The sequence below is a fragment of the Bacillus cereus group sp. MYBK108-1 genome (assembly GCF_051917185.1).
Taxonomy (GTDB): Bacteria; Bacillota; Bacilli; order Bacillales; family Bacillaceae_G; genus Bacillus_A; species Bacillus_A cereus.
This window is the reverse complement of the sequence record NZ_JBQAHZ010000004.1, coordinates 97,371-121,892: the sequence shown is the minus strand read 5'-3', so window position 1 is coordinate 121,892 and position 24,522 is coordinate 97,371. Positions and strand designations below refer to the sequence as shown.

Below are 24,522 nucleotides of genomic sequence, written 5' to 3'. Positions count from 1 at the left end.
GACGGTATACCCATTGGCCACAGTTAGACTATTTCAAATCAAAAAAATAGATTACCTGCACACTAAAGAGTATAGCGCACAAATAATCTAGTTGTTTTTGAGATTAATAAAAAACTAATTTATCTTTTGAATTCTTCCATCAATAATAGACTGAATTGGTTCTTTTGATTTTTTTATATAATCTACTAATGCTTCAAAATCAGTTGGTCCTGTTTCAGCATCTTTACCGTTTTTAAAGGATACAAATCCATCTCCACCTGAAGCTAGAAATGCGTTCGCAACGACGCTGTAAGTTTTAGAAGGAATGATTTCTTCTCCATTTGCTAAGCGAATACTTGTTACTTTTTCTCCATTAGGCTTGTTCGCATCCCAAGTGTATTGGATCCCTGAAATTTGAAGCATTCTTGTTATGTCTTTTTGCCATTGTTGATTTAAAATATCACGAATGTCTTGACCTGTTAAATTTACTTTTATTAATTGATTTCCGAATGGTTGAATACCATATATCTCTCCCCATGTAATATCACCAGCATCTAAGTCATTACGAATACCACCAGGATTCATAAGTGCAATTTGGGATTGCATTGTTGCACGCTGAGCATCAGCAACTAAATTTCCGAGAGTAGATTCACCAGCCGTATTGAGTTTACGATCTAGTGGAGCAATAGACTTACCTACAATTTCATTAACAAGAGGTGCGATTTTTGCTTGATATTTCTCCATCTTCTTCTTGATTTTTTTATCAGGCTCCATGCCTTCATGGTAAGTTGTAACAATTTCTGCTTTTTTCTCAACAATATCTTGTGTTTTACGATCAATCTTTACATCAACATCAGCAAAAGCCATACCATATGAATTTGCTTGTACGACAAGTTTATTATTAACAGTTCCATTTACATAGGTGTGGCTATGGCCACCAAAAATAACATCGACTTCTGGATCAGTCTCATTTGCTAATCGGACAATATCACCATTTGTTACGCCGTTCCCATCTGTTATACCTCCGTTATGTGCAAGAACAACGATAGATTTAACGCCTAGTTTTTTTAATTGCTTTACGGATTTGTTAATAGCTTCAACTTCATCTGTAATTTCTACATTCTTTAGCATAGTAGGCATAACAAGGTTAGGAACATCCGTTGTTACGACTCCGATAAATCCAACAGGAACTCCTTGTACCTTTTTTATAGTGAATGGTGGTAAAAATAAACGACCGGTGGATTTATTATAGAAATTTGCAGCAACATATGGGAATTTTGCTCCTTTAAAATTACCTGTTTTCTCATGGTATCCACCATAAATAAGGCGGTTCATTTCTTCAACACCTTCATCAAATTCATGATTTCCTATCGTTCCAACATCGAATTTCAAATCATTTAGAAATTCAATTGTAGGTTCGTCTTGTAATAATGCTGAAACAGGAGTACTTGCTCCAACAACATCGCCAGCATGTACCTTTAATGTATTCGGATTTTGTTTTTCACGATCACGTAAATAAGCCCCTAAGTACTCAATTCCCCCTGCATCTTTATTGTTAATTTTTTTTACAGTGTCTAGTTGCCCATGAAAATCGTTAATACCGAGCATTTGTACATCTATGTAGCGGTTTTGTTCTGTACTTGCTTGGATTGAAGGCGCAGCAAATACACTAGTAAAAGTAACTGTACTTAATGCTAAAGCAACTGGAATGATTTTTTTCAACATAAAATTTCTCTCCCCTAATTAAAATCTGACATAATACGATGTTATTTTAATATATTAAGAGAATTATTTCCACAAAAATTCTACCAATTATAAAAATTAATAAGATTTTATTGTTTTCTGACAAGATATTTCTTCCTCAGAAAAATGTATATTTCTTTGTTTTGAGGATTATTCAAAATATTATCTTGATAGTAATATAACAATACTTCTAAGAAATCTAAAAAACTCTAATCAATATATTTTAGCTGTTAAGAAGAGTATTCAATCCAAAATTAATGGAGATTTATCAACCTAACATATCAATATCACCATTTAAAAAGATGCTCCTGGATTTATCCAAGAGCATCTTTTATAAAGGTTTATTTTTTACTTATTTATAATTTATCAACTAACAATTATATAGTTGTAATCAGTCCTTTAAAAATAATAGGAGTGCTTCATTAAATTCTTTAGCATGCGTTGCATTTAGCCCATGTGGACCACCCTTTATTAAGGCTACTTTAGAATTAGGAATTGCTTCATGTGTTAATTTCCCACTATATTCATATGGTACAGTTGCATCAGAATCACCGTGAATAATAAGAGTAGGTATATTAAACTTCTCCAAGTCTTTTCTAAAATCTGTCTTACTAAAGGCGGTAATACAATCAAGTGTTCCTTTAGGTGATGCACTGGCTGCAATATCCCAATTATATAAACGGAATGGCTCACTTACTAAATCTGTTCGATTACCAGCCGTGAAAAATCCCTTAGTAAATTCATCAAGAAATGCAAGGCGGTCATTTATCACACCACTTTTGAATGCTTCAATTGTTGCATCATCTAAGGCCCCTTCAGGATGATCCTCTGATTTGTATAAATACGGAGGAACTGCCCCAGCAAAAACAGCCTTTTCAATACGATCTGTTCCATACGTACTAATATACCGGGCTACTTCGCCTCCACCCATAGAAAAACCAACAAGTGTGACATTTTGAAGCTCTAAATGTTCTAATAGTTGATGTAAATCAGAAGTAAAGGTATCATATTCATACCCTTCCCACGGCTGAGATGATTGTCCAAATCCTCGACGATCATATGTTATAACTCTGTATCCAGCCTCAACAAGAGCGGGAACTTGGTATTCCCAAGATCGACCACTTAACGGCCAACCATGAATGAGTACAACTGGTTTTCCTGTGCCATGATCCTCATAATATATCTCAATTGGTTCTTGCTTTTCGGTTCCTACAGTAATTTTAGCCATGCTTCTACCTCCTAAAAATATTCCAATATGTATCCTTTTCTTCAATAATCTGGATGAACATCATAACCTATTCATGCACGTTTATGTTGTGAATTCTAAGTATGAAACTCTATTGTTCCAATGCATTCATTTTCTCCTTTTGGAACAATCCCCCCTCTAATACCTTTTGCATCATAAAATAATTACTGAACATTACTCCTATTCAATTGTAATAACAAAAATAGGTGACTATCAATATCGTTCTATCTATAGGATGTATAGGTAAAACCAATCTATTTTATAGTGAAAACAACTATAGTTACGACCTATACAAATTATAGATAATTTAGAATTGATTAACGAATCAGTTTTCAAATACTATAAATTTGTATAGCACTTCATGTTCTGTGAATGCTGCTATAACCAATATTATTGGTCAGCTTAGTTATAAACGAAGAAACTTATGATAGTATTCGACTATTTAAACTTTCTTCGATTACTTAATTTTTAGGAGGAATACATAATGACTGATCTCTATTCTCGTATTAACAAAGATGATGCTGTTGTGCTTTTAGTAGATCATCAAACTGGTCTTATGTCCGGACTAGTACGTGACTATGGTGTTGATGAATTCAAGAACAATGTTTTAGCTCTTGCTCATACTGCTAAGTTTTTTAATTTACCAGTTATTTTAACAACAAGTTTTGAAAACGGGCCTAATGGACCTTTAATGCAAGAATTGGTTGATCTCTTTCCTCATGCACCAAAAATAGCTCGACCTGGACAAATTAACGCATGGGATAATGATGATTTTGTAAAAGCAATCGAAGAAACTGGAAAAAAACAACTTATCATCGCAGGCGTAGTTACGGACGTTTGTGTTGCTTTCCCGGCACTTTCCGCTATAAAAGCTGGATATGAAGTATTTGCTGTTACTGATGCTTCAGGAACTTTCAGTAAACAAGTTGCAGATGCTGCCAATACACGTATGGCACATAGTGGCGTGCAACTTATGAACTGGTTTAGCGTAGCTTGCGAATTACAACGCGATTGGCGCAACGATGTCGAAGGTTTTGGCAATTTGCTTGCTAGCAATCTTCCAGGCTATCAAAATATAATTGGAAGCTATAGAGGAGCTCAGCGAGATCTTAGTAAACAAAATGCATAAATGTATCTCAAGGAAATAGCTTTAAATCACCTTTTTTAAAGTAGATAGTATAAATTTAGTGCTGATTAAATCAGCACTAAATTTAAATTAAAAAGTATAGTAGAGCTTCAATTGACAGAAGATACATTACTTTCAATAAACAATTGAAAAAGGAGCGTTTTATTATGAGTAATTTAGAATTGTTAAATCCGGAGAACAGTGCCTTAATTTTAATTGATTTTCAACCTCAAATGACTTTTGGAGTTGCAAGTATTGATAGACAAACATTGATTAATAACGTTATGCTACTTGCTAAATCAGCAAAAACTTTTAACGTACCTACTATTCTTACTACAGTTGAAACACGCAGCTTTTCTGGTTATTTTTGGCCACAAATTCTTGATATATTCCCAAACCATGAAATTATAGAACGTAGTTCAATGAACTCTTGGGAAGATCCGAAATTTGTTGAGGCAGTTAAAGCAACCGGTAGAAAGAAATTAATATTTGCAGCACTTTGGACTGAAGTTTGCCTTGCATTCCCTGTGCTTGAAGCAATTAAAGCTGGCTATGAGGTATATGCAGTTGATGATGCTTCAGGTGGTACTAGTTTGACAGCACATAACGCTGCTATGCGTCGTGTAGAACAAGCTGGTGCAATTCCAGTGACAGCAATTCAAGTTTTACTTGAATACCAACGTGACTGGGCACACAAAGACACTTATGATGCTGTAATGGAGATTGTAAAGGAACACACTGGTGCTTATGGTCAAGGTGTAGAATACGCATATACTATGGTGCACGGCGCGCTTCCAAGCAGGAAAATATGAAACAAGAAGGAGTAGCTGTCGAAGAGACTTATACAGGGAACACGATGGATGCTGGCAATCCAGTAACAACCATTGTTACATGGGAAATTCAAGAAGGTAGAGAAAAACAGTTTGAAACATGGAGACATGAAATTGAGGCTGCGGCTACTAAATTCCCAGGACATTTAGGTGTAAATCTAATAGTCCCAAGTAACGAATCCAGAGAGTATACTGTTATTTTTCGCTTTGATACGTATGAGCATCTACGTACTTGGCAAGAATCAGATGTTCGCCGGGATTTGTTAAAAACGGCGGAGCAATTTCAAGCCACTAATCCAACTTACAAAACTGAAAGCAGTTTGGCTTATTGGTTTGTTACTCCGAAAACGCCAGTTCCACCGCCAAAATGGAAAATGTCTATCGTTACCCTTCTGGGTGTATGGCCTCTTAGCATGTTAGTTCCTAAAGTGATAGGACCTATTATAAAACATATGAATCCTATTATGTCAGCTTTTTTTGTTTCTGTATGTATCGTGTCCTTGCTATCATGGGTAGTCATGCCGATTTTCGGTAAATTATTTCATCCATGGTTACAAAATAATAGAAAGTAGACGAGGTGTGAACATGAATTTACCGGATATGATCTTATATAACGGAAAAATTACTACCCTTGACCCTTCTCAGCCTGAGGTATCTGCTATCGCCATAACTGATGGTTTAGTCACTGCAGTAGGTGGAGATGAGCTTCTTAATAGTGCCACGGAAAAAACAAAAAAAATAGACCTTAAAAGAAAGAGAGCTATTCCAGGCTTGAATGACTCCCATATACACGTGATTCGTGGTGGTCTGCATTATAATATGGAATTACGTTGGGAAGGCGTGCCATCACTTTTTATTGCTCTAGAAATGCTCAAAGAACAGGCAAGGCGTACACCTGCTCCTCAGTGGGTAAGAGTAGTTGGAGGTTGGTCTGAATTTCAATTTAAAGAGAGACGGATGCCAACATTAGAAGAGATTAATGCTGTTTCTGAAGACACGCCTGTCTTTGTGCTACATCTTTACGATAGAGCACTTGTAAATCGTGCAGGGCTACGTGCACTGGGATACACGAAAGATACCCCAGACCCTCCAGGCTGTTTAATTCAGCGGGATAAAAGAGGTAATCCAACGGGCCTTTTAATTGCTAACCCTAACGCTTCTATTCTTTATTCAAGTTTGGGTAAAGCTCCAGTACTTAATCTTGACGACCAGATTAACTCAACTCGCCATTTTATGCGTGAATTAAATAGATTAGGTATTACAAGTGCCATCGACGCAGGTGGTGGTTTCCAAAATTACCCTGATGACTACAAAGTTGTTGAACATTTAGCCGAGAAGGAACAATTAACTTTGCGTATTGCTTATAATCTATTTACGCAAAATCCTAATCATGAATATGAAGACTTTGCTTCATGGGCAAAAATTGTTTCTCCCGGTCAAGGAAATGATAAGTATAAAATGAATGGTGCCGGAGAAATGTTAGTATTCTCGGCAGCCGATTTTGAAAAATTTCAAATGCCACGGCCCGAACTAGCTACAGTAATGGAAGCCGACTTAAAGAAAGTAATTTCTCTATTGGTGGAAAACCGTTGGCCATTCCGTTTACATGCAACTTATGACGAGTCAATCACACGTTTCTTAAATGTATTTGAGGAAGTTAACAGAGAAATTCCTTTTAATGGGCTACGCTGGTGGTTTGATCATGCAGAAACAATCTCAGATCGTAGTATGGAACGTGTTAAGGCTTTAAATGGCGGTATTGCCATCCAAGACCGCATGGCTTTTCAAGGTGAATACTTTGTTGACTTATACGGAAAGGAAGCTGCAAAGCATACTCCTCCGATTTATCGTATGTTAGACCTTGGTATACCTGTTGGCGCCGGTAGTGATGCAACCAGGGTTTCCAGCTATAACCCTTGGGTTGCTCTTTACTGGATGGTTGCTGGAAAAACCATTGGTGGGCTTTCCATATACGATGAAAAAAATAAACTTGATAGAAAAGTAGCCCTGGAATTATATTCAAAAGGAAGTGCGTGGTTCTCTGGCGATGAAGGTAAAAAAGGAACCCTGGCAGTAGGTCAGTTTGCTGATATTGCTGTATTGTCTGCTGACTACTTTACTGTGCCGGAAGAAGAAATCAAAGACCTTGAATCATTGCTCACCATTATGGGTGGGCAGGTTGTTTATGGAAATAATGAATTTAAAAACTTATCACCTGAATTGCCGCCAGCATCACCTGATTGGTCACCGACGGGCGTTTATGGTTATGGTGGTGCTAACCTAGCCAACACTATACTTTCTCACGATTCCCGTGATAACAAGTTACATAGTTGTAGTAACCCTCTCCATCAACACACTCATACCGTAATAGGAAAAGATGGAACTAAATGGGGTATTGGTTGTACTTGCTTTGCTTTCTAAATCAAAACCACCGGTATAATGCCGGTGGTTTTCTTTCTACAATAAGGATATATAAATTCAAAATAGCAGTGTATATCCCTACATGGAATCTGTTACTATGCGATAAGACCGAAGAATTGATTGATTAACTTAACTTGTTTTTGATAGCCTTCTCTCCTTGCAAAGTCTGTCCTTTTTTCCTTAATTAAAAGTCAATGGTATCCCCTTTTTGATCGACTACACCACACATATAAATCCACTGTCCTTCGACTTTAATATAGATTTTAATTTTTTCAATTGTTACACTAGAATCATTATTATTTCTATTACACTGATACTTTTTGAGAATCATTTAACTTCTGCATAAAGATGCGTGCTGCAAAACTTAAAAATTTATCACCAAAGTGAATAAGATTAATATCTTGACTTGGTGTTGGATCAGTAATACGAACTATGCTCAAAGTATCATTATTAACAAAGTTAACCAGTGAAAGAGGTATTATGGCAACACCATGTCCATTGTATACAAGGCTCAATAGAGAAATAGAAGATTTTGTTTCTATATTTGCTTCAGATAAAGATAACCCTAAACTCTCACAATATATCTTAATAGATTCACGACAACTACATGAAACCATTACTCTACTGAGCCCTACTAATTCTCGAAAAGAAACAAATGATTTTTCATTCAAAGGATGATTTTTGGGAATTACAAGGACGAGCTCTTCACTATACAAAAGGGTGTTTGTTAATGTGTCTGGAATTTGAGCACTACGTGTAATCCCGAAATCAATATTTTTGTCAACGATTTGATTTACAGCAACTTCGGATTCTATAATCTTTACTACAATGTTGGGATAATGTTGTTGAAACTTCATAATATAAGGTGTTAAATAAGTAAGATCCTCTAATAAACCTCCTATAGTAATCACACCTCTTTTTACACCCTTTAATTCAAAAATTTCATTATAAACGTCATCAAATTGTTGCATGATAAATTTTCCTTTATCAAATAGCAGCTTACCCGCTTCTGTCATTTTGATACCTCTTCCAACTCGATGAAACAAGGGTGTATCAAGTTCACCTTCTAAAACTCGTATTTGTTGACTTAAAGTCGGCTGTGAAATACCTAGAACTTCCGCAGCTTTAGTGAAACTATTATTATTACAAACTTGAATAAAATACTCTAAATGACGTAATTCCATTCTTGATACCCACTCTCCGCTTTATGAAAGATTTATAATTTAAAGGACGATATGTATACATTAACATAACAACTTTATTTCATATTATACCGATTGAAATTACACGCTTTATTCATTTTGTATTATAATAAATTTACTACCATTTATTAATTTTTCCTCCTGTTTATTTAAATTATATTTAATTAGGACATTACTAATTCGAGATATATTTCTAAAAATTTATAGTTCGAGTGCATAATACCCTAATTTTTTCAACTTTTCGATTATCATTTTTTTCTCAATATAGTCCAAACCACCAAATATTTGCTGAATCGCCTCTTTATGCTGAGGAAAAATAATATCCATTAGTTCAATACCTTCTGAAGTAATTGACGCATACGTGACACGGCGGTCTTTAGGACATGGTTTTCGTATTAAGAACCTCTTCTTTTCCAACTTATCCACTACATACGTGATACTACTACTTGCAAGTAATATTTTGTCTCCAATTTTTTGTATAGGCTGATCGCCTTTACTATACAGTAGCTCAAGCACTGCAAATTCAGTTGGATTAAGTCCATAACTTTTTATATCCTCTTCAATACGCTTAGTAATTGACTGTACTGCCCTTGATAATATAACAAATAACTTTAAAGATAAGCTCTCATCGTTAATCACGCTCATAATTACCAATCCTTTACAAGTTATCTTGAATTCGAGATTCATTATATTATCGTCAAAATATTATGTCAATCATTCATTTTAGCTTTATCAATCCATTTATAATTTATTTCTCAACATATGACATATGGAATTAGAAGAAAACAATTGTTACTATATAAGTATCTCAATTACGTTATTTCTTTTAAAGAGAGCTTGTTTTTAATGGCAAGTTCTCTTTTGCCATATTCCAAATTGAATCCGGACAAATTTCAGATGATGAGTCTGCCCCCATGTATATGATATAGTTTTTAAACAAAGATTAGAGCTCTCCTACAGGAAGGAGAGCTCTAATCTTTCATATAAATATTCACCATTTTTATCATTGCGAGGACATCAAAACTTTAACTTGATGGGGATATGGTGCTATCTCAATTAATAAATATTACAAACCATATATCTATCATATTTTTTATAAACAGGATTAATTAGATTTAAAAAAAGATTTCTTTTTCTTTACTCGTAATAAGTCACCTGTCCATCCTTTGAATCGCATATACATATACATACCCGCTGTTGTGAAAATAATAAATAAGAGAGCGATTAAATAGCTATATTTCCATTCTAGTTCAGGCATGTATTTAAAATTCATACCCCATAATGCTCCTAAGGCTGTCAAAGGCGTACTCACAGCAGTTAATACAGTAAGAGCTTTCATAATTTCATTCCCACGATGAGAAGAAACAACTTCTTGTAAATGAATCATCGTGTCTAATTCTTCTTGGTACTCTTTAACAAGTTGTAATCCACGCTCTAATTTTACGTATGTTTGTTTATAACAAAGGGTGTTTGTTAGTTTTTCTAACCAAGCTTCCTCCAATCCTTGTAACACTTCTTGTATTAAGCGAAACACATGTGTGTTCATAAATAATTCATGACGAATATGATAAATCCTTTCTAAAACTGCTATGTTATTATGATGATAAAAATCCCATAATACATTTCTGAAATTGTTTTCAAAGTAGTCAACCTTTCGCAAATAATGAGATATAAACATTGATAAGATAGCACATAATCCTTCAGCGGAACTATTACAATTTTTTGTACCCATAGGGAAATTATGTATTATTTTTTGGAAATCCTCTTCCTCTTTTTCCTGAACTGTTATCAGTATTCCATCAGCTACGAAATAATGAAGAAATTTTTGAATTTTGGCGTCCTTTTTATCTTGATCATATAAAAACGAACCATATACACAAGTTTGACTTGGTGATAACGTATAAACATATAATCCATTTTCACAAGGAGAACTTATTTTCTTTACAAATTGAGCGAAATAAGATGTTACATCACGAAGGATTATAGAAGAAAGTTTTTCAAGCTCACTAGTTTTCACATGATACCAACTCCATTTCGTCATTTTTATGCATTCCATATTATTCTTCCTTTCTAAATAGTTTTATGTTTGATTGAATCATATCCGTAATACGAAATTTGTATGTAGGTATTCATGTCTTGGAGGAAGAGTTTTTAGATCATCTAAATTACAAAATAAATAACATAGGAGGTCTTATTCTTTTAAAAGGAAGACCCCCTATATATTAGTTATTTTTATTTTCAATTTTAAACATTTCCTCTATACAAGCACTTTTTATCTTTTCTTATAAAGAATTTATTATATGTGGAAAAGAAGCTACATAATTTGGCACGTCTATTCAACGAACTCCATTTCATTCGTTATTATAATTTGGATTCATATGCAGATTGATTGGTGATGTCCTCAAATACTTGACTCCCAATAATGTAGTATCCATGGAGTGCAGCCTCTTTCGAAGCGTCTACCATACGGAAAGAAGAAATTTCACTTTTCATTTTTTCAATTCGTTTTTTGTGGAGATCTACTATTCCTCCTGTCCAAATAATAGTGTTATACTGTTCTAACTTAAATTGTTCTTGTAATACACGCATGACGTCTTGGAAGTGTGCATCCAACTCTTTTTGAATCAAAGTATGAACCTGACTTGCCTCATGATTTTCTTCTCGACATTCATATCCTTTTTCTAATATGTTTGGCATGTCGTTAATATGCAATTGATTACTTTCACCCTCATGATTCTGCACGATATTCTTAATATTTTTCAAAGGCTTGCTACATCCTAGTTCCGCCTCATAATGATTTAAAATGACATTCTGTTTCATATCTGTCATTTCTACTGTACGAAATCCGCCATCAATAATTAAGATGCGATCTCGCTCCTGAATGATTCCCTCTTTTAAGAAATAGGCATGTAAAGCGACCGGTTGCTGAAGAATCAAAGCATTTTCCACCGTAATATGAATAAATTTCCCATCAATTTGTACGGAAGTTTCTTTTTTTAGTGCACGTTGTAATTGCTCATGCTGACTACCAAAACAAGTAACGGGGAGCCCGGTAACAACTAGAGGTAACACGACATTTTCTTTATAATCCTTTGCAATGCAACCAAATATTTGTTGTTTAAATCGTTCGCTTTCATAATAATTTTCTATTTCTTCGTCAAATGGAGGAAGAAACGAAGCGTCAGATTGATGTGCTTCATTTCCCATGTAGTATGCAAAATCTAAGTCTATAAAACTTACCTTTGTTAAATCTTCACTTTCAGCATGATTAGGTACAGGGGCTAGTGTGGAAGCTTCACTCTTGATTGTCATCTCAGAATCTACATCCTGTCGATATGCCCTTTTGGTAAAGCCAATTCCTACATCAATTGCATACAGAGATTTCATACTTTTTTCCTCACTTTCTATTTTTAGAATTAAATCTAGGCACTCTCTTCTTTCCCTTCTTTCACATATTTCTTTTCATTTTTCGTTTTTTCCCCGTCTAAGTTCTTACTATTTTCATTTATTTCGTAATCCTTTTCATCTGTTTTCTTTTTGTTATTTTCGTTTTCTGTTAAGTCTTTAATGGTAGAAATCACAACTGGTGTGGCTGTAAGCAGTTGTGGTAATGTTTGTTTTGCAACATTAGCTGCAGTTACAGAAAATTGTTTACTCGTCTCAGTTACCTTCTCCAATGTTTCCTTTATGTTTCCTTCTTGTAGTTTTTCTTTTACGCTTTTTCCTTTTGTTTGTATAGCTTTCCGATTTTCTTTTTTTAATAGGGAGACTAAGACTCCGGTCGTAATTCCAATCACAGCATATTTAAATATTGTATGTTTCATTTTTCTCATCCTTTTCTATTTTTATTTTCCTCCATGCTACAACCTAAAATAATTACCTTACCTATTTATCAGATGTTGCAATCTATTACAGAGAATGATAGTTTTGCGGCTGCCTAGCATTCGCCATTGGTACTTCAGCTGTTACTAGGAGTAAAATCTTCCCTTGATCTAGTTTTTCTTCATATAAGTTAGCTTCCTCCTTCGACAACCCCATTTCTTCCATTTGATTTCGAAGTTCGTCCCCTTTTTTGGAGAAAAAGTTGATAATACTTGTTCCCAATCCTTGTTCTTTTACTCCAATCGTATTTGTGTTTGTATCATCCGCAATCCTTTTTGTTATATGTTTTTCATGTGCTAAAACATAAATGTCATCGTGGCGAACCCCTTGCAATTCTAGCTCTTTTACTTTCATAACTACTTCCTGTTCATTTTGATATTCATAAACTACCGTTTTTCTTTCATTCGTATGCATCGTATCTTTCCTCCTTTAGATTTTTTATTTTTTTATTTAGTTGTTATGTAATATGTAATACACCTATTTTAAAGATGTTAAACCTAAATTTTCAAAAAATTTCACACAATAGGTTATTCATGTTTTTAATATCAAAGAAATGTCACAAGCACTTTGCTTTGATAAAAGCGCTCCAAATAACGATTTGTTTGGAAGGTAAGCCCATTGTTTTATAGAAATCATAGCAAAATAAAAAAGCACTCCTTTTCAAAGAGTGCTTAAAAAAAACATACAACCTAATCAAAATATTTCTATTTTGATTACGGAAAGAAAGTCCTTATTAAAACATATGGTTGCTAATTTAATTGCGATCTGCCTTGCACCCAAGCAGCAATATCATTTATAACATACTCAGGGATATTAGCAGGACTATAATATTCATCTGGCTTACTTATTTCCCCATCACCCTCTGTAAAGAAATGATTTAACTTTGGATATAGTCGATAATCTACGTTATCTCGTTCTTTTAATTGTTCTTTCCAAAGAGGAATTTCAATTTTTGATTGAACTTGATAGTCTCTTTCTCCTTGAATAATAAGAAGCGGTGTCTTTTGTTCTTTTGACATTTCTGCCGCTTTAATTTTCCGTATAGAATCCCAAAATACTGCTGACCCTAAGTAAAAATCTTTTGGGGGATTCTGACCAGAGAAATTGGGATCATTTAATAATTCAAATTGCGATTTGTAGAATTTATATTGATCCAGGTTCATTGCTCCAATAGAGAAAAGGTACTCAAATTGATCTAAAACAACGTCTTGGATCGTACGAGCTGGCCCTCCCATTACAATTGCTCCAGCAATATTTTTATTTTGGTCTTTTTCAATCATTTTCGGAAGCATCATTCCACCTTGACTATGACCAAGAATATATATTTGATTCTTATTTATTAGAGGCTCATTTTTAAGAAATTGAGTTACAAGAAGAGCATCATCTGTTGTCTCTTTATCAACTGTATAAAAGGGACTGAATTGTGTTTTCAACCCATGTTCATACGTTCTTTTATTATAGCGAAGGACAGCAATTCCCTTCGATGCAAGACCTTCAGCTAAATCGCGAAATGGTTTTAAAGCAAACGCTGTTTCATCCTGATCAGTTGCTCCTGATCCTTGAACAAGAATAACCGCTGGAAAAGGCCCCTTTCCTTTTGGAACCGACAATGTTCCTGGTAATGGAAATGCACCACTTCCAACTACTACTTCTTTATCAACAAATGACTCAGGCTTACTATATGATGGACGCTCTGCAACAGGACTAAACGACATGCTTAGTTGAAAATCGTCTATTTTTCCAGATGGATCTAGTTTAATTAGTAAAGGTACAGTCATTTTTTCAAAAACTAATTGAATCTCCACATTTGTATGAACAGGATTTGTCTCTTTTTGTGTAACCTCTCCAATTTCTATAAAAGAACCTGCTTGTAATTGCACTGGGAGTCCCTCCCAATAGCTTTTCAGCCATTCTTCGGATATTATTTTCTGTAATGACCTTGAGGTTAAATCAAATGCAGATTTATAATCTTCACTATTCATATGGCGAATAAATGAAAGAGTAGTAGATATAATAGGATTTTCATCATCACTATTGTCTACTTTTTTTATAGTTGTGTTTGCTTCCTTTAATTTCGAACTAAATTGGTAGTTAAACGGATAGTTATATGTATCAGGATATAAGCTTGTTTTCAATACTTCCGTATTCCGTCCCTCATACAAACTTGAAGAACTCGTAAAATTTTTAGGTGAAATTACTTCCTCCGCATATGAGACTGAAGGAATTGCTATTGTAAAAATTGCACTGACAAGTAATAGCTTATTACTTATTCTTCTTTTCTTACCCATAATTATTGATTCTCCTTCCAAAATTTAAAATTTCTAATAGAACATGCCAACTATAAGGAAAATAAAAATTATTAAAGAGATTAATAATCTATTTTACGATCCCCCTTAACTAGTTAAAAATCTATCATTAACAAACTTCAATAAAAAATGCCTTCCCCCTCTTTTTTTATCATTGAATTTTTCAGTGACATAGAAGCGCAGCGCTGCATTACATGTAACTGACCCATGGGGTTCTCTATTCTAAAAGAAAGCAGCACCCCACAAGATACTTTCTTTAATTGTTCTCACTCTAATTTATTTAGATAATTCTCTTATTACTGTAAGATACATTTATTCTAAATCCTAAAACTCACTTATTTCTTGATAGGTTCTTAAGAAATATCAAAAAATAAAGAAAAAAGTTATTTGGTTATTCATTCCGCAAGCTTAATGCTCAAGTTAGTTTTTTTCACACGGTTAAACTTTATTAAGAAAACCTTAAGAAATTTCCCTCTATATTTATAAGAATTTTTTTCTATACTGAATCCTGTAAATGAACAAGAGGAGAAATGACCATGAAGAAGTTTGTAATTTGCATATTAGGAATAGGCCTTCCTATATACTTACTACCTTTCATATTACGCGGGGATTTAGACAGATTTAATCCGATTGCTGAAGAAAAAAATGTATATGCCGTTGCGAAAGGATATGGTGTTCCGGATTATCATCAAAAAGGAAAAGCTATGTACTCACTAAAAGCTGTTGATGAATTAAGCAATGAAAAAGAATATAATGTTGGAACGAACACACCTAATGATTTTATAAGAAAAACTTACTTAAAAATTCATGTGAAAGGAAAGTATGTGTATTCTTACGATATTATTTCTAAAGAGGATATTCCGGAGAAAATAAGGGGACAATTGGAGATAGCAAATAAATAAAAGAGCCAATTCATACGATTTGGCTCTTTATTCTCTCTCCCATCTACCGTTTGGATAATTCTTTCGGTAGATTTATTAAATTCGTTATCATTGTTTCAATAACCATTCTTCAATTACTTTCACTGTTTCATCTCGTTGTGCTTTTGCCGTAATTAAACTCGCATTATCACCTTTTTGCTCACCATACATGCCAAAATGAGCATGATTACCCCCTTTTATCATGTGCATAGTTGTATTCTTTGACATGAACTTTTTATTGTTCTCTATTTTTTCTACAGTTGCTAAAGCATCTACTTCCCCGTAAATTGATAACATCGGAATCGACTTAGTAGAGAAGTCATCTGCAGGATACGAACCTAAGAAAATAATCCCGTCTACCTTGTCTTCATGTTGGAAGGCATACTTAGAAATCATAGCTCCTCCCATTGAATGCCCTGCAACATACCATTTTTGAACTTCCGGATACTGTTCAATTACACTGTCTACCTCATTTATTCCAAATATCGCTAAATTTAATGGCAACTTAGGCATTACTACAAAATGCCCATCTTTTGCAAGAGCTTCTCCTAAGTAACTATAAGCCTCGGCTTCTACTTTAGCTCCTTGATAAAAAATAACTCCTATATTTGCATCTTTCTCTCCAAAAACTATATAATCTTCATCTTTTTTATCATCTACTAAAGACAAAGCCTCTTTCGTTGGTTTATAAGTAAACTGAGACCAAGTTAAAAAAGTAATACTTCCGATCATTAAAATACCTAATACAGAGTACAGAACAATTTTTATCCATTTCTTCACACATATGACCTCCCTAAGATGTGTATATTCTATACTTTAGATTATCATTAATAAACATAAAAACTCGAGCATTTTCATTGTGCTCAAGTTTTCATTTACGTCTTTAATTTATACTATAAATTGTCCAAGATAAATATGTAGCAAATGCAGACCATAAAAAATATGGGATTAGCAACCATGCCGATACTTTAGATAAATTGGAAGAAAACATAATGAGAAGTAACGTAGTAATAGCGACTAGTAAACAATCTACTGTTGCTAAAAACAAATTCTTTTGGCTAAATTGAAAATAGCTGAACGCTTGATTACATATATAATTTAAAAGGAATAAAAACCAAAATGTTTTTGGCTTGAATCCATAGTTGTTGTAAATAATTGCAACTGATAATGCAATAAGTCCAAATAATACAGCCCATATCATTCCGATTGTCATACCAGATGGTGTCCAAGACGGCTTTTCTAACGCATCATACCAAGTACGATCAATAGGGAATAAAACACTAGAAACATAAAACAAACCATATGTTAGTAAAAATACTATAATACTAGATTTTTTCATAAACATTCTCCTTTTTACTAGAAGATTATAGAAACTTTATATGATTAGTATGTCCTTGTAATGGATAAAATTCTAATATTAAAATTCAAAATACATATTGTTTAACCTATTTCATACAAATTCTTTCATACTTTTATATGCACAAAGGGCTCTCTCCCGTGCTGCCTTATGATCAACAATCGGAAAAGGATATGTATCCCCAAGTTTTATATTGGATTTTTGTAAAATATGCTCAGGTGCTTCCCAAGGCTTATGTATATATTTGTTTGGGATATCTCTTAATTCTGGTACCCATCTTCTTATATACTCTCCATTTTTATCAAACTTTTCTCCTTGTGTGATTGGGTTAAAAATACGAAAGTACGGTGATGCATCTGCTCCACTTCCAGCAACCCATTGCCATCCCATTGTATTATTTGCAATATCAGCATCTAGTAGTGTATCCATAAACCATTTTGCTCCTTCTTGCCACGGAATTAACAAATGCTTTACAAGAAAAGAGGCTACAGCCATTCTTGCCCGGTTATGCATAAAACCTGTTTGCCATAGTTCTCGCATTCCCGCATCAATAAACGGATAACCAGTTTCACCCTTCTGCCATACTCTTAATAACTCCTCTTCCTTATCCCACGGGAAATTTTCAAAGCTCTTATTAAGAGGTTTATATACTGTAAATGGATAATGGTATAGTAAATAATAAGAAAACTCTCGCCAAATTAATTGACGTATAAAGCTATTAACTTGTTTTTCAAAAAGACTACATTGTCTTTCGGTACTTTTATTTATTAAGTAATGAAACATTAGCTTTACTGATATTTGACCAAATGAAAGATACGGTGCCAACATCGAATGGACATTTTGACCTGGAAAATCTCTTCCTTCACTATAAGAGACTAATTTACTAGAGAAAAATTTCTTGAATGTTTTATATGCCCCTTCTTCTGTCGGATCCCATATTACTTCCATATGAGATGTCCACGGTATAGTCGGCAACAATTGTAATTCTGAAACAGATAAGCTTGCTGGTAAAGAGTTTCCCCACTTTATACTCTGCACTCTGCTAAAAGGTTTAGGTATTACCTGCTTTTGAAATGCATTGTAAAAAGGCGTAAACACCTTATATTCAGTGTTATCTTTCTTTTTAATAATCCACGGTTCTAATAATAAATGCGAATTAAATTCTTTACAGATAATACCTTTATCCTCTAACATCATTTTCATTTTTTGATTAGATTGTAATCTGTCCGGATCATAACAAATATTCCAATATACAGCCGTTATATCTAATTGCTCTATGAGAGAAAGTATTTCTTCCTCCGTACGTCCTTTACGAATTATTAAAGTAGAGCCCAATGCCTCAAGTTGCTTCTTTACATCTATTACAGCATGGTGCAACCACCACTTTGACGCACTTCCTATTGAAAAAGTTTCATCTTGTATATATACAGGAAGAACCTCACCAGACTGAACAGCCTCAAATAGAGCTGGGTTATCATATAAACGAAAATCTTTTTGAAACATAACAATAATTTTATTTTGCATGGCTATCCTTTCTTACTCTTAAAACATAATAGATTCTTTATGTGAATACTCATCTCTTTTACTTTTGCATTATTATATTAATATTTTTTTGTAATCATAAACAAACGTTTCCATAGTTATTGGACTTCTATCTAGTAAATTCGATAAATCTGATGTGACTTTTTTAGCTAATCCTAATTTTGCAGTTGTATATATTCCAATCATAACCCAAATAAAGTCACTGTTAAGTCCCTTTTGAATCATTCTTTTTCTAAATTTAAATATACTTGGATTTGTATAAGTAATATCTTTATTTATTATTTTTGAAATAATAGCAGCAACTTCATAGTATGTTAATGCCTCATTTCCCGTTAAAGAATAAGCTTTAAATTCATGTCCCTCTTCGGTTAATATCTTAGCTGCAACTTCTCCAATATCCCGTACATCTATAAAACTTGTTTCCCCTTTACCAGCAGGTACTTCAATTATTTTTTCATTTCTTAATTCATCACCATGTTGTGATAATAAATTTTGCATAAAAAAGCTCGGTCTTAGGAATGTGTAAGGGATCCCAGAAGCCTTTATCATAGCTTCAATTTTAGCATGAGGTACTATCGGATTTTTTTCTACACCTAATAAAGATAAAAATACAATGTGTTTTATACCTATTTCTTTTGCGGCATCTACAACAGGCTGGAAATACTTTTTTGCATCAGCTAGATGTGGCGGTCTTATTAGAAAGACTTTAGTAACACCTTTTAAAGCCGCCTTTACAGATAAGGGGTTTTCAAAATCAAAATACACTCCTTCAGTTTCTCTACTGCGCGTTGTGACTTTGAAAGTAGCATTTCTTTTTATTAGGCATTTTACAACCTCTTTTCCTACATTCCCTGTAGCACCTGTTACTAAAATCATTATAATCACCCTTTATTTTTTTGTAAATTTTGAATCATACCTTGCAAAACTCGAACTGTATTTTCTACTTCCTCTTTAGGAATACTAGCTGTAGCATTTTTTATAACTTCATCGCTTACATTTTCTATCTCCTGTATTAATGCCTTAGTTTCATCTGTTAAAAATATTAAATGTGACCGTTTATCTTTAGGATTATGTTTTATAAGAATCCATTCTTTTTGCAATAATCTTTGTATAATTCCGGTTACTGTTGGACGGTCTGCTAAGAGCCTTTCAGCAATCATAGCCGGAGTGGTTCCATTTGGATAAAGAGATATATCCTTTAACACAGACCATTGCTGAGCTGTTATTTTATATTCTTTTAATTGATTTGATAATTCTGTTTTTGTCATTATACTTACCTTGTGTAATAAATAGCCTAAATTATTCATATGACCTCCAAAATAGTTAGCACACTAATTATATAGTTAGTATACTAACTATATAATTACAAACTTCAATTAATAGTTTTTATATAAAAGATATATCAAATTCTTATTTTGTACTATTTCATATTATATTTAAAATCTTCTTTAATCCTGTTTTGCATGTATTGTACACTCTATATACAAAGATTATTTCTTGTTGTTACTTTAAATAAGCATTTACAATTGTATCTAGCATAGGTCTTTTTTATTGTCCGATTAGTCATATTTATTCTTAATTCTGCAAAATAAAAAGAAACTGGAGAGAAATATGGGAAAACAATTTGATAAACAGTCAAACTTAAATACATTTATTGATTCAACAATCCTATGGACTTTTCAAAACCAAAATGCCATAAATACACTTTTGAATGAAGGTAAGCTTATAGCCGATCCTATTTTTGTTAGTAAAGAAGATTGCACAGCATATAAATACATTGTAAGACACATGAAACAGAAAGGTATTGACTTTATTATAGATTTACCCATTTGGGCATGGCATTCATGCAATAGTTACCAAAAGAAGCCTACTTTTGAGACTGCAAGGGAATTACTATCAGATATTCAATTAGAGAAAGAAATATACCTCATCGAATTCACATGTCCTAATTTTTTATTCATGTTAACAAACTATAGCGGATGGTGCGACATTTATTTTAAACTTACTGGCAATCCTAAAGCAAGTGTAACAAATGATGAAGAAAAATACTTATTTAATCTTTACCCTACCATTGAGGAAGAATGGGAATATCATCATATCCAAGCAACTCTACCCTACCTAAAAAAAGAATGGATTATACAAATAACAGAACTTAGTAAGATAAATGGATTTAACAAATAATATTGTTTATGAATGCTTTATTTAAGCATTCATAAACATAACAAATAATCACATTTAACTAATACATTTAAAATAGCGTTTTTTATAATGGAACCGTAAATAAACTCTTACTACTATGATTTTGAATTTTATTATTTACACAACGCAATTTCCCCACTAATTTTCAAACATTTTTTAAAAGCTGTAACTCTACATGTATCGTAAGACTATTCCCATGACTTTCAGCCCATACTTTACCCTTATGCAATTCAATTGTGCGCTTTACAATTGCTAAACCAAGTCCGGATCCATGTATTTGACTCGACCGTGATTTATCAACACGATAAAACTTCTCAAACATCTTGCTTAATTCTTTTGCTTCAAGATGATCTGTTTTGTTTGTAATACAAATAAATGCCTTATCTTCTTCTTTTTTTAGTTCCACTATTACTGTTGAATTTGAAAAACTATATTTTTCAGTATTAGATAGTAAATTATCAAATACACGTACCAGTTTTTCTATATCTGCCCATACCCAAATATCCTTATTAATGATATTTAGTTCAACAATTAATTGTTGTTTTTCAAAAATCGGGATATACTCTCCTACTAGCTGGCTTAACAAATTTCCCAATTCTACTTTTTCTTTTCTCAACTTAACATCAGGTAAAGATAGTTTTGTGTATTCAAACAATTCATTAATGAGAGTTTTTAATTTTAATGTTAAATTATACGTATTTTGAATATACATTTCTAATTCTTTTTTATTTCGATATTGTTTTTCATTTATTAATGCTAAATATCCAATAATAGATGTTAAAGGGGTGCGCAAATCATGAGAAATATTGGTAATAAATTCACTTTTTCCTTTCTCAATTGCTCTCTCTTTCTCAAAACGCTCCCTTAATTGACTAGCCATCCAATTAATATTATAAGCTAAAGAAGATAATTCATCTTTTCCTTTAACACGTATGGAATGTTTCCAATCTTTTTTTACAATCTTTTGAATACCTCGTTCAATTTCTTTAATATACCTTGTAATAGGAATCATAAATAGCAGAAATAAAAGGATGAAGATCAATATGCTGCTCACCAAAGCAAGTAATAGGTTTTGATTATATTGAGCTGGCGATATTGTTTTATGTACATTTTTAGATTGTACCATTAAATATCCAATTCCATCTTGAAATGAAACTGGTGAAACAAACACTATAAATTTTTTAAACAAAGGATTTTGGTCGTTTAATGTAACATTTAGTTTCTCCTGTAATAAGTCTTTTGGATTATTATTCTGTAATTGAAAATTATGTGACTGATAAATGATTTGCCCTTTATAATCTAATACTAAAAAGTTTATATTACGGTTGTCTTGCTGAATAGATTCAATCTTTGGGATGATTTGTTCTATATTTCCCGAATTCAAATTATCCTTCTGTATATCGTTAGTAATCCTTATTGCTATATTCCTTATCTCAGCTTCCTTTTCAATCTGTTGATTATAAGAAAGTAGATTTGCACTTTTCATTGCTATGAGAAAAAAAGTAACAACTGCAACGATAAAACAGAGCAAAAAAATTAAAATAAGCTTTATATTCAAGCGTGTAGAAAAAAATATATTATCCCTTAATTTCGTACGATTGATCATACCCTATAACCAACTCCCCATACTGTTTTTAAATAAACAGGCTGGCGAGGGTTTTCCTCAATTTTTTCCCGTATTTTAGTAATATGAACCATAACTGTATTATCTGATTTATAAAATAAATCTTCCCAGACCATCTCGTATATTTTTTCTACACTAAAAACCTTTCCTTTATTTCTCACCAATAAAGAAAGTATGTCAAATTCCTTTGGGGTTAACCTTACTTCTTCATTTCTAATGAAAACTTGTCTTGTCTCCTCGTCTACCTTAAGATGGCCTATTTCATGAATAAATTGTTTTACTTCTTCTGTTTGATAAATACGGTATCTTCGTAATTGAGATTTAATTCTTGCCATTAATTCAAGTGGATTAAACGGTTTGGTAATGTAGTCTTCTGCTCCACTCATTAATCCCTGGATCTTATCTATATCCTCATCTTTAGCTGACAGAAAAATTATAGGCATTTGATATTGTTCTCTTATTTTTAAACAAGCCTCTATGCCATCCATTTTCGGTAACATAATATCTAAAATGATTAAATCAATTGTTGTATTTCTTAAAATGTCTAAAGCTTCAATAGCATCCGGTGCATCTATAATTTCATACCCTTCATTTCTTAAATAAATGGATATGATTTTTCTTATCTCTATATCATCATCTACAATCAAAATTTTTTCTTTCTGTATCATATTTTCTTCCTCTCTGACATCCCATTTTATGCTGTAATATTATACATTTAGTTTTACCTTACACGTATAAACGTAAGCTGGAGGTATATTCCAATATACCTTTCCTATTTCAATATTAGAGAAAACAGAACTAAGGAGTTGTTTTTTTAACTTTGTATATTGAAATGTAATAAATGTACCCTCTTCCTCAAGAATATTTTTAGTCTCATATAAAATATTTTTCGACACCCTAAAAGGAAGACTAGTAAAGGGTAATCCCGATACAATATAATCGACTTTCTCAATTTGATATTTTTCTACATAATGAGTGACGTTCTCAGCAGAATCATGAATAATATAAACATTCTCTTTATACCTATATTTTTCACTTAATTTCTTATAAAATGCTTCATTTTGTTCAATTAATAATAAAATAGTCTCTGGGTACTTACGTTGAATTAATTCCTCTGTAAAAATGCCAGTACCTGGACCAAATTCAATAATGCATTTTGCTTTTTTAAAACAAATTGAAGAAACCATCTGTTTTGCAAGTTTCTTTGAGCTTGGTAAAATAGCCCCTACCATCCGAGGCTGCTTCACATACTCTTGCATAAAACGAATAACATTCATAAATTCCCCTCCAATGTTAATGTAGAACATACAATCAATCTACTGAAAAAATCTTAATTTTCATCCTAAAAAAATATTAAGATTTCTTAACATTGAATGGAGAATTTACATATTAAAAATGGACAGTTCCCTATATTATTAGACCTGTCCAAATTAATCATTTTAATTTACAAATTAAAATATTATACTTTTCTTTATTTAATAATATTCACCACTATAAACATTGATTTTCTATCTCTCTAAGTACATCATTTCCTATATTATCTATCTTTTCATTTTTTATGTTATTATATAAACTCTGTAAAACCTTTAACTCTGTTCTTAAATGTAAAATAACACTAGATAATATATATAACTTAGCTAAACTCTCTTTGCCACACTTCTCTTCATATACTTTTTGAAGAGTAGTAAGATATAACGTCAGTTGAGAAATTTTAGTTTTTAGCTGTTCTAGAATTAATTCTTCCTCCCCATATTGTGCAAAAAGTAGCGCTTCATATATAGGACGATGCATATCTTCTTTCTTTATCATTTGCTCTAATAATAAATGCTCAAATTCTTGTTTACCACTTTTAGTAATACCGTCAATAGTCCGTTCAGGGCGTTGTTCATTACGAATAATATCAACAACCTCTATAAAACCCTTCTTTTCAAGTTGCTCAAATGTATAATATAAAGAGCCTTTAGTAATTTTTATATAATATTTCATTTCACTATTTTTTAAAAGTTGCTGGACTTCATACGGATGCCTATTTTTCTCCATAAGAAGACCCAGCATAAAAAGCTTTGTATTCATAACTCTCCACTCCTTAATAACCTATACCAATAGTATAAGCTAAAAATAAGTAAAGAATCTTTTGGTTTTATA

24 protein-coding genes are annotated in these 24,522 nt (G+C 32.7%); 6 read left to right on the top strand and 18 right to left on the bottom strand.

What is annotated here, in order from left to right; translation table 11 throughout:
- Nucleotides 1-114 precede the first annotated feature (114 nt).
- On the bottom strand, nucleotides 115-1,704 hold the full coding sequence (locus ACTFSL_RS08915) for a bifunctional metallophosphatase/5'-nucleotidase (RefSeq protein WP_257115490.1): 1,590 nt from the start codon (nucleotides 1,702-1,704) through the stop codon (nucleotides 115-117).
- Between the two features lie 409 nt (nucleotides 1,705-2,113).
- Nucleotides 2,114-2,950 (bottom strand): bromoperoxidase, encoded by an 837-nt coding sequence (locus ACTFSL_RS08910; protein ID WP_440041536.1) that lies wholly within the window; start codon nucleotides 2,948-2,950, stop codon nucleotides 2,114-2,116.
- Nucleotides 2,951-3,452: 502 nt separating this feature from the next.
- Between ACTFSL_RS08910 and ycaC the strand changes: the two genes are divergently transcribed.
- The 4 genes from ycaC (at nucleotide 3,453) to ACTFSL_RS08890 (ending at nucleotide 7,345) form a co-directional block, all read left to right on the top strand.
- Nucleotides 3,453-4,097, top strand: coding sequence for an isochorismate family cysteine hydrolase YcaC (gene ycaC / locus ACTFSL_RS08905; protein ID WP_000131227.1), 645 nt, complete (start codon nucleotides 3,453-3,455; stop codon nucleotides 4,095-4,097).
- A 164-nt stretch (nucleotides 4,098-4,261) separates the two neighbouring features.
- Nucleotides 4,262-4,906: a hydrolase gene (locus ACTFSL_RS08900; RefSeq protein WP_000067162.1), complete on the top strand. Its 645-nt coding sequence runs from the start codon at nucleotides 4,262-4,264 to the stop codon at nucleotides 4,904-4,906.
- A complete protein-coding gene (locus ACTFSL_RS08895; protein ID WP_000806860.1) occupies nucleotides 4,903-5,496 on the top strand; it encodes an antibiotic biosynthesis monooxygenase in 594 nt (197 codons plus the stop codon). Before ACTFSL_RS08900 ends, ACTFSL_RS08895 begins: the two co-directional genes overlap by 4 nt.
- A 13-nt stretch (nucleotides 5,497-5,509) precedes the next feature.
- Nucleotides 5,510-7,345, top strand: a complete 1,836-nt coding sequence (locus ACTFSL_RS08890; protein WP_440041534.1) for an amidohydrolase — start codon at nucleotides 5,510-5,512, stop codon at nucleotides 7,343-7,345.
- 305 nt (nucleotides 7,346-7,650) lie between these two features.
- On the opposite strand, the gene ACTFSL_RS08885 is transcribed toward ACTFSL_RS08890, so the two are convergent.
- From ACTFSL_RS08885 to ACTFSL_RS08855, 7 genes are all read right to left on the bottom strand, one after another.
- The gene (locus tag ACTFSL_RS08885; protein ID WP_440041532.1) at nucleotides 7,651-8,529 is read right to left on the bottom strand and encodes a LysR family transcriptional regulator; all 879 of its coding nucleotides are present in this window, start codon (nucleotides 8,527-8,529) and stop codon (nucleotides 7,651-7,653) included.
- Between the two features lie 219 nt (nucleotides 8,530-8,748).
- Complete coding sequence (locus ACTFSL_RS08880) at nucleotides 8,749-9,192, bottom strand: MarR family winged helix-turn-helix transcriptional regulator (RefSeq protein ID WP_000111424.1); 444 nt, start codon at nucleotides 9,190-9,192, stop codon at nucleotides 8,749-8,751.
- A gap of 460 nt (nucleotides 9,193-9,652) precedes the next feature.
- Nucleotides 9,653-10,603: a magnesium transporter CorA family protein gene (locus ACTFSL_RS08875; RefSeq protein ID WP_440041531.1), complete on the bottom strand. Its 951-nt coding sequence runs from the start codon at nucleotides 10,601-10,603 to the stop codon at nucleotides 9,653-9,655.
- Between the two features lie 305 nt (nucleotides 10,604-10,908).
- Complete coding sequence (locus ACTFSL_RS08870) at nucleotides 10,909-11,934, bottom strand: ParM/StbA family protein (protein ID WP_061457418.1); 1,026 nt, start codon at nucleotides 11,932-11,934, stop codon at nucleotides 10,909-10,911.
- A gap of 35 nt (nucleotides 11,935-11,969) precedes the next feature.
- Nucleotides 11,970-12,371 carry a peptidase U61 gene (locus ACTFSL_RS08865; RefSeq protein WP_440041530.1) on the bottom strand — a complete coding sequence of 134 codons (402 nt, stop codon included), beginning with the start codon at nucleotides 12,369-12,371 and terminating at the stop codon, nucleotides 11,970-11,972.
- A gap of 85 nt (nucleotides 12,372-12,456) precedes the next feature.
- Nucleotides 12,457-12,843 (bottom strand): general stress protein, encoded by a 387-nt coding sequence (locus tag ACTFSL_RS08860; RefSeq protein ID WP_000557320.1) that lies wholly within the window; start codon nucleotides 12,841-12,843, stop codon nucleotides 12,457-12,459.
- 335 nt (nucleotides 12,844-13,178) lie between these two features.
- The gene (locus tag ACTFSL_RS08855) at nucleotides 13,179-14,717 is read right to left on the bottom strand and encodes an alpha/beta hydrolase (protein WP_440041528.1); all 1,539 of its coding nucleotides are present in this window, start codon (nucleotides 14,715-14,717) and stop codon (nucleotides 13,179-13,181) included.
- A 554-nt stretch (nucleotides 14,718-15,271) separates the two neighbouring features.
- On the opposite strand from ACTFSL_RS08855, the gene ACTFSL_RS08850 reads away from it, so the two are divergent.
- Complete coding sequence (locus ACTFSL_RS08850; RefSeq protein ID WP_065382364.1) at nucleotides 15,272-15,637, top strand: YxeA family protein; 366 nt, start codon at nucleotides 15,272-15,274, stop codon at nucleotides 15,635-15,637.
- An 87-nt stretch (nucleotides 15,638-15,724) separates the two neighbouring features.
- Here the strand turns inward: ACTFSL_RS08850 and ACTFSL_RS08845 are convergent, their stop codons facing one another.
- The 5 genes from ACTFSL_RS08845 to ACTFSL_RS08825 form a co-directional block, all read right to left on the bottom strand.
- Nucleotides 15,725-16,435, bottom strand: a complete 711-nt coding sequence (locus tag ACTFSL_RS08845) for an alpha/beta hydrolase (protein ID WP_000758852.1) — start codon at nucleotides 16,433-16,435, stop codon at nucleotides 15,725-15,727.
- A 103-nt stretch (nucleotides 16,436-16,538) separates the two neighbouring features.
- Entirely contained in the window at nucleotides 16,539-16,994 is a 456-nt protein-coding gene (locus tag ACTFSL_RS08840; protein WP_048657114.1) for a TspO/MBR family protein, read from the bottom strand.
- A gap of 111 nt (nucleotides 16,995-17,105) precedes the next feature.
- On the bottom strand, nucleotides 17,106-18,536 hold the full coding sequence (locus ACTFSL_RS08835; protein WP_257115498.1) for a cryptochrome/photolyase family protein: 1,431 nt from the start codon (nucleotides 18,534-18,536) through the stop codon (nucleotides 17,106-17,108).
- Between the two features lie 72 nt (nucleotides 18,537-18,608).
- Nucleotides 18,609-19,430 (bottom strand): SDR family oxidoreductase, encoded by an 822-nt coding sequence (locus ACTFSL_RS08830; RefSeq protein ID WP_440041527.1) that lies wholly within the window; start codon nucleotides 19,428-19,430, stop codon nucleotides 18,609-18,611.
- Nucleotides 19,431-19,435: 5 nt separating this feature from the next.
- Complete coding sequence (locus ACTFSL_RS08825) at nucleotides 19,436-19,861, bottom strand: MarR family winged helix-turn-helix transcriptional regulator (RefSeq protein WP_071731965.1); 426 nt, start codon at nucleotides 19,859-19,861, stop codon at nucleotides 19,436-19,438.
- Between the two features lie 304 nt (nucleotides 19,862-20,165).
- On the opposite strand from ACTFSL_RS08825, the gene ACTFSL_RS08820 reads away from it, so the two are divergent.
- Complete coding sequence (locus ACTFSL_RS08820) at nucleotides 20,166-20,735, top strand: DUF3841 domain-containing protein (protein WP_440041526.1); 570 nt, start codon at nucleotides 20,166-20,168, stop codon at nucleotides 20,733-20,735.
- 163 nt (nucleotides 20,736-20,898) lie between these two features.
- Here ACTFSL_RS08820 and ACTFSL_RS08815 read toward each other — a convergent pair whose 3' ends face one another.
- From ACTFSL_RS08815 to ACTFSL_RS08800, 4 genes are all read right to left on the bottom strand, one after another.
- The gene (locus ACTFSL_RS08815) at nucleotides 20,899-22,359 is read right to left on the bottom strand and encodes an ATP-binding protein (RefSeq protein ID WP_440041524.1); all 1,461 of its coding nucleotides are present in this window, start codon (nucleotides 22,357-22,359) and stop codon (nucleotides 20,899-20,901) included.
- Entirely contained in the window at nucleotides 22,356-23,045 is a 690-nt protein-coding gene (locus ACTFSL_RS08810; RefSeq protein ID WP_440041523.1) for a response regulator transcription factor, read from the bottom strand. Before ACTFSL_RS08810 ends, ACTFSL_RS08815 begins: the two co-directional genes overlap by 4 nt.
- A 39-nt stretch (nucleotides 23,046-23,084) precedes the next feature.
- Entirely contained in the window at nucleotides 23,085-23,654 is a 570-nt protein-coding gene (locus ACTFSL_RS08805; protein WP_440041521.1) for a class I SAM-dependent methyltransferase, read from the bottom strand.
- A 214-nt stretch (nucleotides 23,655-23,868) separates the two neighbouring features.
- The gene (locus ACTFSL_RS08800; protein WP_440041520.1) at nucleotides 23,869-24,450 is read right to left on the bottom strand and encodes a PadR family transcriptional regulator; all 582 of its coding nucleotides are present in this window, start codon (nucleotides 24,448-24,450) and stop codon (nucleotides 23,869-23,871) included.
- Nucleotides 24,451-24,522: the final 72 nt, after the last annotated feature.